The sequence below is a fragment of the Bacillus sp. SLBN-46 genome, assembly GCF_031453555.1.
In the GTDB taxonomy this organism is placed as follows: Bacteria; Bacillota; Bacilli; order Bacillales; family Cytobacillaceae; genus Neobacillus.
Map to the genome: position 1 here is coordinate 2,650,058 of NZ_JAVIZM010000001.1, position 14,335 is coordinate 2,664,392.

General features: G+C 39.1%; 15 protein-coding genes. 11 read left to right on the top strand and 4 right to left on the bottom strand.

The genetic code is table 11. The features are described from left to right. Positions 1–79 precede the first annotated feature (79 nt). Complete coding sequence (locus QFZ87_RS13670; protein WP_309862143.1) at positions 80–1,195, top strand: cysteine desulfurase family protein; 1,116 nt, start codon at positions 80–82, stop codon at positions 1,193–1,195. A gap of 179 nt (positions 1,196–1,374) precedes the next feature. Here QFZ87_RS13670 and QFZ87_RS13675 read toward each other — a convergent pair whose 3' ends face one another. Beyond that, on the bottom strand, positions 1,375–1,521 hold the full coding sequence (locus QFZ87_RS13675) for a hypothetical protein (RefSeq protein ID WP_309862145.1): 147 nt from the start codon (positions 1,519–1,521) through the stop codon (positions 1,375–1,377). A 208-nt stretch (positions 1,522–1,729) separates the two neighbouring features. Here QFZ87_RS13675 and QFZ87_RS13680 point away from each other — a divergent pair, with 208 nt between their 5' ends. The 5 genes from QFZ87_RS13680 (at position 1,730) to QFZ87_RS13700 (ending at position 5,677) form a co-directional block, all read left to right on the top strand. Then, complete coding sequence (locus QFZ87_RS13680) at positions 1,730–1,888, top strand: hypothetical protein (RefSeq protein WP_309862147.1); 159 nt, start codon at positions 1,730–1,732, stop codon at positions 1,886–1,888. Positions 1,889–2,488: 600 nt separating this feature from the next. Further along, positions 2,489–3,160 carry a GntR family transcriptional regulator gene (locus tag QFZ87_RS13685; RefSeq protein WP_309862149.1) on the top strand — a complete coding sequence of 224 codons (672 nt, stop codon included), beginning with the start codon at positions 2,489–2,491 and terminating at the stop codon, positions 3,158–3,160. A gap of 6 nt (positions 3,161–3,166) precedes the next feature. Continuing rightward, the gene (locus QFZ87_RS13690) at positions 3,167–4,009 is read left to right on the top strand and encodes a fumarate hydratase (protein ID WP_309862151.1); all 843 of its coding nucleotides are present in this window, start codon (positions 3,167–3,169) and stop codon (positions 4,007–4,009) included. An 11-nt stretch (positions 4,010–4,020) separates the two neighbouring features. Beyond that, the gene (locus tag QFZ87_RS13695) at positions 4,021–4,605 is read left to right on the top strand and encodes a FumA C-terminus/TtdB family hydratase beta subunit (protein WP_309862153.1); all 585 of its coding nucleotides are present in this window, start codon (positions 4,021–4,023) and stop codon (positions 4,603–4,605) included. Position 4,606: 1 nt separating this feature from the next. Continuing rightward, positions 4,607–5,677, top strand: a complete 1,071-nt coding sequence (locus QFZ87_RS13700) for a tartrate dehydrogenase (protein ID WP_309862155.1) — start codon at positions 4,607–4,609, stop codon at positions 5,675–5,677. Between the two features lie 160 nt (positions 5,678–5,837). Here the strand turns inward: QFZ87_RS13700 and QFZ87_RS13705 are convergent, their stop codons facing one another. Genes QFZ87_RS13705 through QFZ87_RS13715 form a run of 3 tightly spaced genes read right to left on the bottom strand, consistent with a single transcriptional unit; the run spans position 5,838 to position 8,378 of the window. Beyond that, the gene (locus tag QFZ87_RS13705; protein WP_309862157.1) at positions 5,838–6,896 is read right to left on the bottom strand and encodes a DctP family TRAP transporter solute-binding subunit; all 1,059 of its coding nucleotides are present in this window, start codon (positions 6,894–6,896) and stop codon (positions 5,838–5,840) included. Beyond that, positions 6,841–7,797 carry an NAD(P)-dependent oxidoreductase gene (locus QFZ87_RS13710; RefSeq protein WP_309862159.1) on the bottom strand — a complete coding sequence of 319 codons (957 nt, stop codon included), beginning with the start codon at positions 7,795–7,797 and terminating at the stop codon, positions 6,841–6,843. The genes QFZ87_RS13705 and QFZ87_RS13710 overlap by 56 nt, the downstream gene beginning before the upstream one ends. Further along, positions 7,794–8,378: an amino acid synthesis family protein gene (locus QFZ87_RS13715; RefSeq protein ID WP_309862161.1), complete on the bottom strand. Its 585-nt coding sequence runs from the start codon at positions 8,376–8,378 to the stop codon at positions 7,794–7,796. The genes QFZ87_RS13710 and QFZ87_RS13715 overlap by 4 nt, the downstream gene beginning before the upstream one ends. Before the next feature lie 224 nt (positions 8,379–8,602). Between QFZ87_RS13715 and QFZ87_RS13720 the strand changes: the two genes are divergently transcribed. From QFZ87_RS13720 to QFZ87_RS13740, 5 genes are all read left to right on the top strand, one after another. Next, complete coding sequence (locus tag QFZ87_RS13720) at positions 8,603–9,160, top strand: TRAP transporter small permease (RefSeq protein WP_309862163.1); 558 nt, start codon at positions 8,603–8,605, stop codon at positions 9,158–9,160. Further along, the gene (locus QFZ87_RS13725) at positions 9,157–10,425 is read left to right on the top strand and encodes a TRAP transporter large permease (RefSeq protein WP_309862165.1); all 1,269 of its coding nucleotides are present in this window, start codon (positions 9,157–9,159) and stop codon (positions 10,423–10,425) included. Before QFZ87_RS13720 ends, QFZ87_RS13725 begins: the two co-directional genes overlap by 4 nt. 85 nt (positions 10,426–10,510) lie before the next feature. Continuing rightward, positions 10,511–11,371 carry an HpcH/HpaI aldolase/citrate lyase family protein gene (locus QFZ87_RS13730; protein WP_309862166.1) on the top strand — a complete coding sequence of 287 codons (861 nt, stop codon included), beginning with the start codon at positions 10,511–10,513 and terminating at the stop codon, positions 11,369–11,371. Between the two features lie 33 nt (positions 11,372–11,404). Further along, positions 11,405–12,757, top strand: a complete 1,353-nt coding sequence (locus QFZ87_RS13735) for an MmgE/PrpD family protein (protein ID WP_309862168.1) — start codon at positions 11,405–11,407, stop codon at positions 12,755–12,757. A 69-nt stretch (positions 12,758–12,826) separates the two neighbouring features. After that, positions 12,827–14,293, top strand: a complete 1,467-nt coding sequence (locus tag QFZ87_RS13740; protein WP_309862169.1) for an SLC13 family permease — start codon at positions 12,827–12,829, stop codon at positions 14,291–14,293. Positions 14,294–14,335 lie beyond the last annotated feature (42 nt).

Consider the following 14,335-nt stretch of genomic DNA (forward strand, 5'->3'; position numbering starts at 1 on the left):
GGAGGGTAAATGCGAAGACAACTTGTGGTAGAATTAGATAAACATAGGTGAAATGACCCTTAGAAGGGAAGAGCGCAATATGGAAAAGATTTATATGGATTACAATGCTAGCACCCCTTTGGCTCCTGAGGTACTTAGTGCGATGCAACCTCTGCTACAGGATTATTATGGAAATCCTTCAGCCTTACATTGGTCAGGAAAACCAGTTAAGGAATTTTTACATAAAGCAAGAGAACAAGTGGCTGAATTAATTGCTTGTTCTCCTGGGGAAATCATTTTTACGAGTGGTGGAAGTGAGGCAAATAACCTTGCTTTAAAAGGGTATTATTTTAAAAATAAGCATAAAGGCAACCATATTATTACTTCTAAAGTTGAACACCCCGCTATCGTAAGCCCTTGTAAGTTCCTTGAACAAGTTGGGGCAAGGATAACTTACGTAGGCGTTGACCGGTATGGAAGAGTATCACCTGAAGAAATCGAAAAGGCGATTACAAAAGAAACAATTCTGATTACAGTCATGCACTCCAATAATGAAATAGGTACGTTACAGCCGATAAAGGAGATTGGGGCAATAGCGGAAAGGAATGGAATTGCCTTTCATACAGATGCTTCTCAATCCGTTGGAAAAGTCCCTGTCCAAGTGAATGATTTAAAAGTAGACATGCTAACGATCGCTGGTCATAAACTATATGCACCGAAAGGAATTGGTGCACTATATATAAGAGATGGAATCAAACTTGAACCTCTAATACACGGAGCGGGGCATGAGTTTGGCCTTCGTGCTGGTACCGAAAATACTTTACTAGCAGTGGGATTAGGTAAGGCATGTGAAATCGCTTCTAAAGAAGTAGGTAATCATAGAATCAAAGACTTGACTGACTATTTTTGGGGGAGACTAAAGGGGGTGTTCGGGGAACAGATTGTCCTGAATGGACATCCTGAGGAACGGCTGCCGAATACCTTGAATGTAAGTTTTGTAAATAAAATGGGCCAAGAACTATTAGAGTCTATTCCTAGTCTTGCTGCATCAACTGGATCAGCGTGTCATGCTGGAAGCATAGAACTATCACCTGTATTAAAGGAGATGAATGTTCCTGAAGAGGTTGGAAGGGGAGCAATCCGGTTTAGTTTAGGCAGGGATTCAACTAAGGAAGAAATTGATAAAGTGATTTTATTGTTTAATAAAATAATGTGAAATCAAGCGATTTGTTTAGGAAAATACAAACTAAAGTGGATAACTTGGAGAATAAAGTATACATAATATAAAAAAGCCCTAGTATTAGGGCTTTTTTATGTATATGGACTTTCAGTGAGAAAATTTCTAATACGAGTGATTTAAGAAGTAAAAAAGGGGAAATATTCCATTATTATGATTTAGTCTAGTTTTTTTATTTCTGTTAAATGAACCAATTTAATATTATGTATGCTTCCGACTTCCTTAATCTCGCAGTAACCTGAAGTATACTTATAAAGAATTACATATCTCTTGCCGTTGAATAATACTTGTGAATTGTTCTCCATTTATGAGTCTCCACCCTTCATCTTTTTCTTTTTCAATATATTAGTAGGATATGAAAAGTATGTTAGTTTTTTGGAGAAAATATCGAAAAAAGATGGAATTTGGCGTAACAGATTTAATAAAAGATATAAAGAAATATTTATAAACCACACAGTGTTTTCTTAATATGTAAGCGCATACATTTATTAATAAGCACTGGAGGTGGTGTAATTGATCTATCCATATGGAAAAGATTATATCCAATACTTGAATGATGAAGGTTATTCTAGAATCACCTATGAACAATGGAAAAATAAAATTAGTAAGCAAGAATTAGATAAAGAGAAAAATGGTAAAGACCAGAATCAATCTGGTCCGAAGTACAAGTAGGAAGCGCCAATCGGCGTTTTTTTTATTTGTAAATAATCCTATATTTGCTTCTAGAAATATGGAAAGTACTTTAGTTGGTTTTTATTCTCCAAAAGCAAAATCAGGTGTGACAGAATTGTCTCTAGCCATTTATCAATGGCTGAAAATGAACACTAATTTATCGGTTGCATTTATTTCTTACGGTACGTTGGAATTGATTTTGAAAAAGCAATGCTCTTTGAAAAGTTTGTTATGTTACGAGAAGCTATGGGACAACGATACGAGGATGCACTTTAAAACCAATTTCCACTTTTCATGGAAGCATCCTTTACTCAGATTTTAGACAAGTTTCAAGCTGAATTATATATGTTCACTAAAATCTAGTATTAGCTTTTAGTCGGTTTCTTCAATAAAACTGGCATCGTCCACATTGGATGATGCCAGTTTTATTGATTAGGTTAGTTATTTAATCAAAAAGTTAATTACAATGCGACAAATAAATAATTTGAAATATCTGACTATTTTTATTATAATAAACATGTATCGTGTCGGCAGCCGACACGAATGAAAACTGACTACAAAGAACTTTACATAATAAAAAAACGTAAAAGAGGTGATTAAATGTTTGATTACAGTCCATTGCAAAAGCCTTTACCGTATTACCAACAAATCCAACAATCCTTAAAAGAGAGTATCTTTAATGGTGTTTACAAACCAGGGGATCGATTATTTGAAGCCCAAATTGCGAAGCTTTACAATATTAGCCGAAGTCCTGTTCGAGAAGCAATTCGTGGACTCGTAATGGAGGGTTTGCTGGTAATGGATGAAAAGTCACAAATATCCGTTTACAAACCAAATTTACAAGATGTTCGAGATATTTACGAATGCAGGATTTCCTTAGAGTCTAAAGCAGTAGAACTTACAGCGGAACGAGCAACAGAGGAGCAATTGCAAGAGCTGGAAAAGACGTTAGCAGAAACAGCCGAAGCTATTAAAGAAGCTAAATCAGATAGTATTGTCGCATGTAATGCACGTTTTCACGAACAACTTATCCAATTCAGTGGAAACGCGAGATTAATGAAGCTGGTTGAGGATTTGAATGGTTTAATCTATTATTACCGTGTTTTAAATATTCAAGGAGAAGACAGAGTGAATACGATTTTAAAAGGGCATATGGACATTTACCAAGCATTAAAAGATAGAGAACCGAAAAAAGCAGCTGATAGATTAAGAGAGCATACGCAGGAGGATTTAATAAATTTGGTTCATATTATTGAACATTTAGAGGAGTGATAATTTTTGCGGATCGTTCATGTAGATCAAATTATTGAAACCGTTGCCAAACTTTGCTGGGAGGCCTGCTATTACTTACCCGAAGATGTAGTAGCAGGATTTAGACGTGCTGAAAAAACCGAAGCTTCTCCAATAGGAAAAACCATCTTGCAACAGCTTCTTGAAAATGCTGAAGAAGCAAAGGTGAATCATATGCCTTATTGTCATGATACTGGAATGGCCGTTGTTTTTGTCGAGGTAGGTCAAGATGTCCATATTACAGGAGGGAACTTTTTAGATTCTATACAAGAAGGGGTTCGAACAGGATATCGAGAAGGTTATTTGAGAAAATCTGTGGTTGGAGACCCTCTCATTCGTGTGAACACAGGGGATAATACACCAGCAGTCGTTCACACTGAAATCATTCCTGGTGACCAAATCAAATTCACGGTACTCCCTAAAGGTGGAGGCAGTGAAAATATGAGCGCGATGAAATTTCTACTTCCAGGTGAAGGGATGCAAGGGGTTAAAAATTTTGTTTTACAAACGATTAAGGAAGCTGGAGGGAAAGCCTGTCCGCCTGTAGTAGTCGGTGTCGGCATCGGAGGAAGCTTTGATAAAGTAACCTCACTTGCGAAGCATGCTGTACTGAGGGAAATCGGTGTTCATCATCACGAACCTCATATTGCCCAGCTAGAAAATGAACTTCTAGAGGAAATAAACAACACAGGTATTGGTCCACAAGGCTTAGGCGGGACGAATACTGCGCTATGGGTGCCAATTGAAACTTATGCCTGTCATATAACCGCATTACCGGTTGCGGTAAACATTCAATGTCACGCTGCCCGTAAAAAGACGGCTATTTTATAGGAGGGGAAGAGATGGCAGAATATCGAATAACTACACCGCTAACAGATGAGGATATTCAAAAACTGCAAATTGGGGACCAAGTTCTCTTAACAGGGACCATCTATATGGCACGCGATGCCGCACATAAAAGATTGGTAGATCTTCTAGAAGCCAATCAGCCTTTGCCCGTCGATTTAAGAGGAGAAATTATTTTCTATGCCGGCCCATGTCCTCCAAAACCCGGGCAAATAATCGGCCCAGTAGCGCCGACAACAGCCTACCGAATGGATCCTTATGCTCCTGCTATGTATGAATATGGGGTAAAAGGCACGATTGGAAAGGGGCCGAGAAGAGACATGGTAAAGCAAGCCTGTAGTCAGTTTAGGGCCATTTCCTTTGCAGCAGTCGGCGGACTCTCCACGATTTTGAGCAGAAGAGTAACAGGTGTTGAGATAGTTGCTTATGAGGATCTTGGGCCTGAAGCGATCAGACGGCTTCAGGTAGAAGATTTTCCTTTACTGGTTGCCTATGACGCACACGGTCAAGATTTGTATGAACAAGAAATTGCCAAGTATGAGAATTTCAATAAAAATGCTAATAAGGGAGTAGGTATATAATATGAAGAAACTAGAAATTGCTGTAATTCCAGGGGATGGAATTGGGAAAGAAGTCGTTCCGGTTGCAACCAAAGTTCTAGATACAATAGCTGAAATACACGGCGGCTTAAAATTTGAGTACCAAGAGTTTCCTTGGAGCTGTGATTACTACATGGAGCATGGAAAAATGATGCCGGATGATGGACTGGATATCTTAAAAAACTTTGATGCAATTTTCTTAGGGGCGATTGGAAACCCTCAGCTTGTTCCAGATCATGTATCGTTATGGGGACTCTTGATTAAAATTCGCAGAGAATTCGAACAATCGATTAATATACGCCCAGCTAAATTTTTTAAAGGGTTGAAATCACCACTAATCAACCCAAATGACTTTGATTTAATAGTTGTGAGGGAAAATAGTGAGGGTGAATATAGTGAAGTGGGCGGAAGAATTCACCGTGGCGAAGATGAACTCGCCATTCAAAATGCTATTTTTACAAAAAAGGGCACAGAACGTGCGATGCGGTATGCCTTTGAACTGGCTAAAAAGAGAAGAGGCCATGTCACTTCCGCGACAAAGTCAAACGGCATTTTCCATTCAATGCCATTTTGGGATGAGGTCTTTAATGAAGTTAAGAAAGACTATGCAGATATTCAAACAGCTTCCTATCATATTGATGCTCTAGCAGCCTTTTTCGTGACAAGGCCGCAAATCTTTGATGTGATTGTCGCTAGTAATTTATTTGGTGATATCTTAACAGATATTGGCGGGGCAATTATGGGCAGTATCGGGATTGCACCTGCAGCCAATATTAATTTAAATGGAAAATATCCATCTATGTTTGAACCTGTACATGGATCAGCGCCAGATATTTATGGAAAAGGAATTGCCAACCCAATTGGTCAGATTTGGACTGCAAAAATGATGCTTGATCATTTCGGAGAGTATGAACTAGGACAAAAGCTTTTGGATGTAGTAGAAGAGGTAACAAACGACGGAATTAAAACACCTGATATCGGCGGCACAGCTTCAACCACGGAGGTGGGGGACGCTATCTGCAGTCGTATGAAAAAGGTTTGCTCCGTATCCTAAATAAATAATCCAAATAAGAGAGGCTGTACCAAAAAGTTGTGTAACTAGACAACGATTTTGAGCAGCCTCTTTTTACTGCCTAATAAAGATACAAGAGGATGGGACCGTAAATGAAAAACCCTTAATCTATGAAAATACATAAATTAAGGGTTTACTAACATTATTTATTTCTACTCTCTGCATCCTTAATGATATCTTCACCAATCTTCTTAGCCCACTCTTGGTAAACTGGCTCAAGTGCTTTTTTGAATGCATCAATTTGTTCTGGTGTAAGCTCATTAATCTTTGTTTTACCACGTTCTTTTAACTTTTTCAAAGATTCATTATTTAGCTTTTCAGCAGAGTCACGTGCAACCTTTGTTCCTTCTTCTACACCTTTTTGGACAATTGCTTTCGTTGCATCATTTAAACTATCCCAGAATTTCGTATTGGTTAATAAAGCGTAGTCTACTCGAGTATGACCCATAACAGTCGTATACTTCTGCACTTCGTCAAATTTCTTTGATTCGATGTTACTGTAGGTGTTTTCTTCTCCGTCAACTGTACCTTGCTGTAGGGCAGTGTAAAGTTCGTTGAATGGAATGGATACGGAACCGGCATTAAGCTTATCGTAAATTTCTTCAAGTAACTGGCCGCCTTGAGTACGAATCTTTAAGCCTTTTAAATCTTCCGGCTTCGTAATTGCTTTCTTATTATTAGTCATGTGTTTTGCACCATTTGGCCACATTGCCAGACCAAGGACGCCGTCCTTTTCTAAACGCTTAAAGATCTCTTTTCCTTTTTCACCATCCCAGAATGCGTTTGCGGCTGCATCATCTTTAAACAAGAATGGCATGGCAGGAACATTAAAACCAGGGTCATTACCTACTAACTTTGACATATCAGGAATAATGAATTGGACGTTATTGGCTACTAAGTTTTGATATTCATCTTTATCACCAAATAGCTGGCTATTTGGATAAACCTGAACTTTGATTTTACCGCCGGATTCTTTCTCAATATACTCTTTCATTGCAATCGCACCGGCTTGCTTAGGTGTGGTTTCTGCCACAACATGGGAGATTTTAATCGTAATTTCTTGAATATCGTCTCCAGATTTGCCCTTTTCACCGCTAGCTGAGCTGCCGCTTGTTTCTTTAGAGGAAGAGCCGCAGGCTGCAAGGCTAAATACTAACAGAAGAGTTACTGCTACAACAAATAGTTTCTGAATCTTTTTCATTTGATTTCCCCCTTTTTAATAAATAGCTTGAAACAAATTGATATATTTCTGTATGGTCTGCATCCTGATCAAGTGTATGAGAGGCATTATCGAATCTGTCAAAAACCAACTGTGGTAGGTTTGTCATGGCCCCAGCGTGTGAAAAAAGATGCTTAGCCATCTCTAAATCTTTCCTTAACAGTTCTAGACTAAAGCCTGAATCAAAACTTTCAGTTAGGATGAAGGATGGAAACTTATACTCGGTTGAACCACTGCGTCCTGTACTTTGGTTAAATACATGAATAGCTGTCTCCGGTTCCACCTCAAAACTTTGTAGCAATTGGACGGCCTCACAACTAGCTAAAAGATGTGTAGCAGAAAGATAGTTGTTAACGGCCTTTATTAAGTGACCGCTTCCAGTCGGGCCTACATGAAAGAGGTTACTGCCAATTGCACCTAGCAAACGCTTACATTTAGTGAATGTTTCAACCTTGCCACCAATCATGATGGTTAATGTCGCAGAAACAGCTTTCTTTACTCCTCCGCTGACAGGTGCATCTAAAAACTCAATTTTCTTACCTTCAAGTCTGTTAAAATTCTTTCTTGTTTCATCAGGGTAGGAGCTACTCATATCAATGATGACTAATGGATCTTGTTGAGAGTGTTGGTCCGAGGCGTAATGGTCAATAATTTCGTCAATAACTTGATTCACGATCTTTGATGAGGGAAGCATGAGAATAATACATTGCACGTTGTGAAGCCAATTCAAAAATTCACCTGAAGTCCCACCGTGGCTCTGGAATTCATTGATAGCGGATTCATTTACATCGCTGCCAAAAACATTATATCCGCTTTTTAATAGGTTTTTTGCCATAGGCATTCCCATTTTACCAAGCCCAATAAAACCTATATTATCAATCATGAAGGGAAAATTCCTTCAAGCTCTTTATGTAAAGAGCCAATTCGTGGGTGCGCCCGACCGCTCGTGGTGACGACGGCCGCGATGACGATCTCATCATTTCTGGGTGCATCAGGAATCCTAGTCTCAAACGTCATGTGATGGCTACGAACCTTTGCATCCATCTTGTGTTTAATTGCTAAGTCCAGACTGCTGCCTGCAGCACCTCTTTTCTCGGCAGAAGGGAGGAGTGTTTCCGCCTCACCGCAAAGTGATCGGAACGGATTTCCGAAGGTTAGGGTATGAATAATGGCAGATCCATGTTCTATTTCTCCGTCAAGTCCTACCAGTGCTCCTTTCCCATAACCTTCTACTTCATCTCCTGAAGCGCCTAAAGCTTCCATAGCCTTCTTTGGCAAAAGCTCACCGAGTTGTTCGGAACAGGCTTTTATGAGCGGAAGAAGATCTTCTACATATTTGCCTGCATAAGGATTCTTAATGACGGCTAAGGCAGCAGCTACCCGAACAGGCTTATCTGCCTTTTTGAAACCTTCAATAAAGGTCTCTTCTGAGATGGTCACAATTTTTCTTATTTCTAATTCCATCTTTTTCCTCCTCATTATTATGGATTTTGGATACAATCTACTGCCGAGTTGTCTTCACAAAATGTTGATAGTACCACTATAACAAAAACGATAAATATTGTGAATACACAAAAAATATAAAATAAATAAAATTTTCTGTTTATTTTCTTTGTACTATCTTGTATATTTTAAATTAGGTCCAGTTGTAGATTGGATACAATCCACAGTATAAGGAGTTGATTTTTATGAAGAAACTCTTTAAATGGCTTGATCACATCGAAGAAGGATTAGCAGGAGTGCTATTTATTGGAGGAGTAGTCGTAAGTTTGTACGGAGTTTTTACAAGGTATATTCTCAATGCACCAGAAACATGGATTACAGAGATTTTTGAGTTCCTCCTTACTTGGTCCATCTTTATTGGTTTTGGACTGGCACTGAAGGACAACCGACACATCCAAGTAGAAATTCTATTTGACATGTTACCAAAAAGTTTAAAAAGAATTGTCGCTTCGATTAGTAATTTAATCGGAGGAGGCTTTTCCTTTTACCTTGCTTATTCTTCAATTGAATTAATAACGATTTCAAAAGAACAAGGAATAAAAACGATTGATGTAGGCATTCCAATTTGGATTTCATATTTGGTACTCCCAATCGGAATGGGGCTGCTAGGGCTTTACTTTTTTGTAAAGGCTTACAAAGCGATGAAAGGCGATCCAAGTGAGCTTGTTGGCGAGATTGAACAGTTATATGATTCGATGCAAAATACGGAAGGAAGCTCAGATGAGAAAGGGGTAGGAGCATGAATCCAGTTTTAATGCTGTTTTTAATTTTTGCAGTCCTATGTTTAATTCGTGTACCGATCGCTGTTAGTTTGGGATTATCTAGTGTAATCGCTTTATCAATGGCGGATTTTACCCTTTATACTGTTATTCAGAAAATGTTTAATTCCTTAAATTCTGCGACATTAATGGCCATCCCGGGTTTTGTATTTGCTGGAATAATAATGTCAAAAGGCGGTATTTCTTACTATTTAATTGAGGCTTTAAAATCATGGGTAGGGCATATACGTGGTGGGCTGGCTGTCATCACTATCCTAGCTTGTATGATATTTGCAGCTATATCAGGTTCAAGCCCAGCAACTGCAGCTGCTGTCGGAAGTATTATGATTCCTGGGATGGTGAAGGCAGGATACAGTAAAAGATATGCAATGGGTCTTGTAGCCGCATCAGGTACACTAGGAATTTTGATCCCACCTTCGATTCCACTGATTATTTATGGAACGGTTGCTGAAGAATCGATCGGAAAACTTTTCTCAGCTGGAATTTTTCCTGGTTTATTGTTAGGAGGAATTCTTTTAGTCTCTGCCATTATTCATGCCAGAATCCATAACTATGGTAAATTACCAAAACAGTCGATGGAGGAAAGATGGAAAAAGACAGCAAAAGCTCTTTGGGGATTTTTGCTCCCAGTCCTTATTCTTGGTGGAATTTATTCCGGTGCGGTTACCCCAACAGAGGCTGCATTTGTATCATGTTTTTACGGTTTAATCGTTTCTGTCTTTATATACAAAGAATTGTCCTTTTCTAAATTTAGAGAAGTTTTGAAGGAGTCCATCAATATTACTTCGATGATATTTCTTGTTATTGCATCGGCGATGATTTTCGGTATGTTCCTGACAACAGAACAGGTACCGCAGGAATTTGCGACATGGATTGAAACCAGTACAACAAATAAATGGATCTTTATGATTGGCGTCAACATTATGTTCTTTATTTTAGGGATGTTCCTTGACTCTGTTGCCATCATTCTAATCACATTGCCAATTCTATTACCTGTTCTAGCAATATTTGATATTAATGTGATCCATTTTGCCATTATTATGACCATTAATATGGAGTTAGCAATGATCTCACCTCCTGTAGGGCTGAATCTTTTTGTTGTCAGTGGAATCACCAGGGAAAAAGTAGGGGAAGTAGTCAAAGGAGTTTTGCCTTTTTTTGCTCTCATGATTCTCGCTCTAGTTATCGTTGTCATTTTCCCACAGGTATCATTATTTTTAGCGAAATAATCTGACCATTATTCGCTTACTCGCTTACTAGAGTAAGCTGTTCTTTTTCAGCAAGTGGATCCAATATCCTAAAAGGAGGAATTCTATGAATTTGAAACGATCTTATTTATTTGTTCCAGCAACATCCACCAGGATGTTTGAAAAAGCTCTAGCAAGTGAAGCCGATTGTATTATCTTTGATTTGGAAGATGCGGTTGCCATCTCTGAAAAACAAGAGGCAAGAGAACGTGCTAAGAATTTTCTAATAAACAATCAACCTAATAAAGATGTTCTGATTAGAATTAACGATGTGAGTACTACCTTTTGGCGTGAGGATTTAGAAGCTGCGATTGGTGCAGGAGCCTGTGGGGTGATTGTGCCTAAGGCTGAGAGTGCTATAAGCATGAAGATTTTATGCGAAGCAGCTCTAATAAACTTAGAAAGATTGAAAAGAGACCTGCATTCTTTTGTAGTTCTTCCTCTTATTGAAACGGCAAGAGGCGTACAATTTGCTTATGAAATTGCAGCAGCTCATTATTTGATTAGAAGATTAGCATTTGGCTCGATTGATTATTCTCTAGATGTAAATTGTGAATTAACGGAGGAGGGGACAGAATTGCTCTATGCAAGGTCGCAAGTGGTCAATGGCTCGAAAGCGGCTGGAATTGGCAGCCCGATTGATTCTGTTTACCCGGACCTTGGAAATGATTCAGGGCTTATCAATGAGTCACTTAGGGCTAGGAGGCTTGGTTTCAAGGCAAAACTCGCTATCCATCCAAAGCAATTACAATCGATTCATGAGATTTTCTCACCAAATCAAAAAGAAATGGAAGATGCGTTAGAAATTGTTCAAGCGTTTGAGGCAGCAGAGCAGGAAGGGGTTGCCTCAATTGCAGTAAGGAACAAACTAGTTGATTATCCGGTTTATAAAAAAGCAAAGGCATTATTGCAGTCAACTGGTCTTTAATGAATAGAAAAATAGAATAATGGAGGAGTTTGAATGGTAACAGATAAATTAGCATTACATATTACCAATACTTCTTATGAGCAGTTTAATCAAAATGCTGTTAGAGAAGCGAAACGAAGTCTTTTAAATTGGCTTGGGGTAGCAATTGGCGCTGCTAACCATGAATCTATGGATATGGTGATAAACGTAGCAAAACTAACAGCAAGCCAACCACAGGCAACCGTGCTGGGAAGAAATGAAAAAGTCGATATGCTGTTTGCGAGCCTTTTAAATGGAATGTCTTCGCATATCTTTGATTTTGACGATACCTTATTAGAAACTGTCTTGCACCCTTCGGCACCTGTTTTTCCAGCCATTTTGGCTTATGCAGAGAATCAAAAGAAAACTGGTAGGGATGTCCTTGAAGCGTTTATCATTGGCTGCGAGGTTGAAGCAAGGCTAGCGTTAAGTATATACCCTTCTCATTATTGGCGGGGCTGGCATATTACAGGAAGTGTGGGTGGAATTGGTGCAGCTGCAGCGATTAGTAAGCTGATGGGCCTAGATGTAGAGAATACCATCTATGCACTTGGGATTGCGGCAACGGATCCAACAGGTCTACGAGAAATGTTCGGCACAATGACAAAGCCGTATCACCCAGGAAAAGCGGCGATGAACGGACTATTAGCTGCACTGGTCGGCGCGCAAGGTTTCACATCCTCCAAACAGCCTCTTGAAGCTAAGCGAGGATTCCTAAACGTGTTATCAGAAGAAAATAAGGTTGAACTTGTTACTGAAAAGTGGGGCGAAAAGTGGGAAGTGGAGAAGAACAGCTACAAGCCGTTTGCAAGCGGAATTGTTACCCATCCTGCCATCGATGCAATAATTTCGATTCAAAAGGAGCACATGCTTAAAGCGGAACTAGTAGAATCCATCATCATCACTGCTCATCCGCTTGTAAAAGAGCTTACTGGAAAAACCGATATTACTACAGGCCTCGAAGGAAAATTCAGTGTCTATCATTGTGTTGCTGCCGGGTTCTTTAATCTTAAGGCTGGTGTTTATGAATTCACAGATGAATATGTGAATGAACCTGCTGTAAAGAAGCTTCGTGACAAAATTTCCCTAGTCATCGATGAAAAGATAAAAGAAGATCAAGTGTATGTAACTGTAAAGTTAACGGATGGCAGTGAAGTCACTTACTATGTTGAACATGCGATTGGTAGTGCGGATTCTCCAATGACGGATGAGCAGATACAAGAGAAATTCATCGATGTAACAGGAGACATCATCTGCATGGAGGCAAAAAATGAACTGATTGACCTTGTTAACCGCTTCGAAGAGGTAGAGGACCTGACTTCGTTCTTTCAATTATGCCAGCCAAAGGAAACTGCCAATCAATATTAAACACATCACTTAGGAACAGCTACTAGGTTTCAAAAGTGAACATGTATTTCATGTAAAAAGGAGAGAACTATGGCTTTCCCAAATACAAGGGTGAAAGTAAATGTAGTATCAAAACCTAAGGAACGGTCTTTTTTAGAATTAAAAAGAATCATCACCTTGATCGTTGGCATTGCATTAATGGCGGGTGTCTATTTTATCTTACCTGCAAACCAAACGGATTCAGCCAGAATCATGCTGTCATTCTTAGTTCTTAGTGTCTTTTATTGGACATTTGAGCCCATTCCTATTGGTTTAACTGCCGTAATTTTACTTGTATTAATGTTGGTGTTCCATGTGGTGACAACAGACGTGGTATATAGTGGATTTGCTTCACCGGCGGTGTTTCTCATTATCGGCGGCATGATGCTTGCAAAAGGAGTCAATGATACGACCCTTACTAAAAGAATTGCCTATCTTTTCTTATCGAAATGGGGAGGAACTGCCAAAGGGCTGCTCGCGAGCATATTAATCATTCCGCAAATTCAGTCGTTTTTTATTCCAGCGGCGGCTGTCCGGGCAACCTTAATGCTTCCGATTGCAACAATGTCACTTGATACCATTGGGGAGAAAGCAAAAGGAAATCTGGAAAAAATGATTTTGTTAGCTGTCGCTTTTGGTGGAACGGTAAGTGGGACTGCAGTAATGACAGCTGCGATTGGGAATATATTAACAGTTGAATTACTAAAAGAATTTGTAGGGATAAAAATTACGTATATTCAGTGGTTTACCTATACTTTCCCGATATGGCTCATCTTAATTCCAGTTGTCTGGTTTACGTTATTAAAAAGGTTTCCCTTAACAGAGGAAGAGAAACATTTTCCCCATGTAAAAGAAGAACTGGAACATAAATTAGAGGAATTAGGTAAATTAAATATTCAGGAGAAAAAGTGTTTAGCGATTCTATTAATGATCGTAGCTTTATGGTTTACCGAGTCTTTACACGGACTGCATCCAAGTGTTCCCGCTTTAATAGGTGTTGTTTTAATGGCCTTACCGGGGATTGGCTGTACCAAATGGGATAATTTAGTGAAAATCAATTTTGATACGGTTATGCTAATGGGTGTCACTCTTTCACTCGGTTATGCCTTTAATAAGTCTGGAGCAGCCAAGCTGGTTGGCGATAGTTTAAGTGCGGACTGGATTCTCTATTTTTTTCACTCACCTGTTGTAGCAGTTATAGCGGTTCTTTTGATTACCCATATTCTACATTTGGCTGTAGCTAATGTTTCGACTGCAGTCGTGACTCTTATCCCCATTTTTATTGGGTTATCAACCAAAGCAGGTGCAGATCCAGTGCTTATTTGTCTAACAGCTTCGATAGCCTGTTTACATGGGTATATTCTTGTTGTAGAGGCCACTCCAAATATTATTGTTCATAGTTCTGGTCGGATCAAGCAAAAGGAGTTTTTAATACCAGGTCTGTTGTTAACATTTCTGATGAGTGCCGTAGTACTCTTGACAGCAGTTACGTGGTGGAATTGGATTGGACTACTTTAAGAAATATTTTCGATAAGTTAGCAGAATCTATAGACAATTTAA

Coding starts and splice junctions, on each gene's coding strand:
- QFZ87_RS13695 (WP_309862153.1), top strand. CDS start 4,021: ATGGCAGAATATCGAATAACTACACCGCTAACAGATGAGGATATTCAA.
- QFZ87_RS13715 (WP_309862161.1), bottom strand. CDS start 8,378: ATGGAATTAGAAATAAGAAAAATTGTGACCATCTCAGAAGAGACCTTT.
- QFZ87_RS13735 (WP_309862168.1), top strand. CDS start 11,405: ATGGTAACAGATAAATTAGCATTACATATTACCAATACTTCTTATGAG.
- QFZ87_RS13700 (WP_309862155.1), top strand. CDS start 4,607: ATGAAGAAACTAGAAATTGCTGTAATTCCAGGGGATGGAATTGGGAAA.
- QFZ87_RS13675 (WP_309862145.1), bottom strand. CDS start 1,521: ATGGAGAACAATTCACAAGTATTATTCAACGGCAAGAGATATGTAATT.
- QFZ87_RS13705 (WP_309862157.1), bottom strand. CDS start 6,896: ATGAAAAAGATTCAGAAACTATTTGTTGTAGCAGTAACTCTTCTGTTA.
- QFZ87_RS13710 (WP_309862159.1), bottom strand. CDS start 7,797: ATGATTGATAATATAGGTTTTATTGGGCTTGGTAAAATGGGAATGCCT.
- QFZ87_RS13730 (WP_309862166.1), top strand. CDS start 10,511: ATGAATTTGAAACGATCTTATTTATTTGTTCCAGCAACATCCACCAGG.
- QFZ87_RS13720 (WP_309862163.1), top strand. CDS start 8,603: ATGAAGAAACTCTTTAAATGGCTTGATCACATCGAAGAAGGATTAGCA.
- QFZ87_RS13740 (WP_309862169.1), top strand. CDS start 12,827: ATGGCTTTCCCAAATACAAGGGTGAAAGTAAATGTAGTATCAAAACCT.
- QFZ87_RS13725 (WP_309862165.1), top strand. CDS start 9,157: ATGAATCCAGTTTTAATGCTGTTTTTAATTTTTGCAGTCCTATGTTTA.
- QFZ87_RS13685 (WP_309862149.1), top strand. CDS start 2,489: ATGTTTGATTACAGTCCATTGCAAAAGCCTTTACCGTATTACCAACAA.
- QFZ87_RS13670 (WP_309862143.1), top strand. CDS start 80: ATGGAAAAGATTTATATGGATTACAATGCTAGCACCCCTTTGGCTCCT.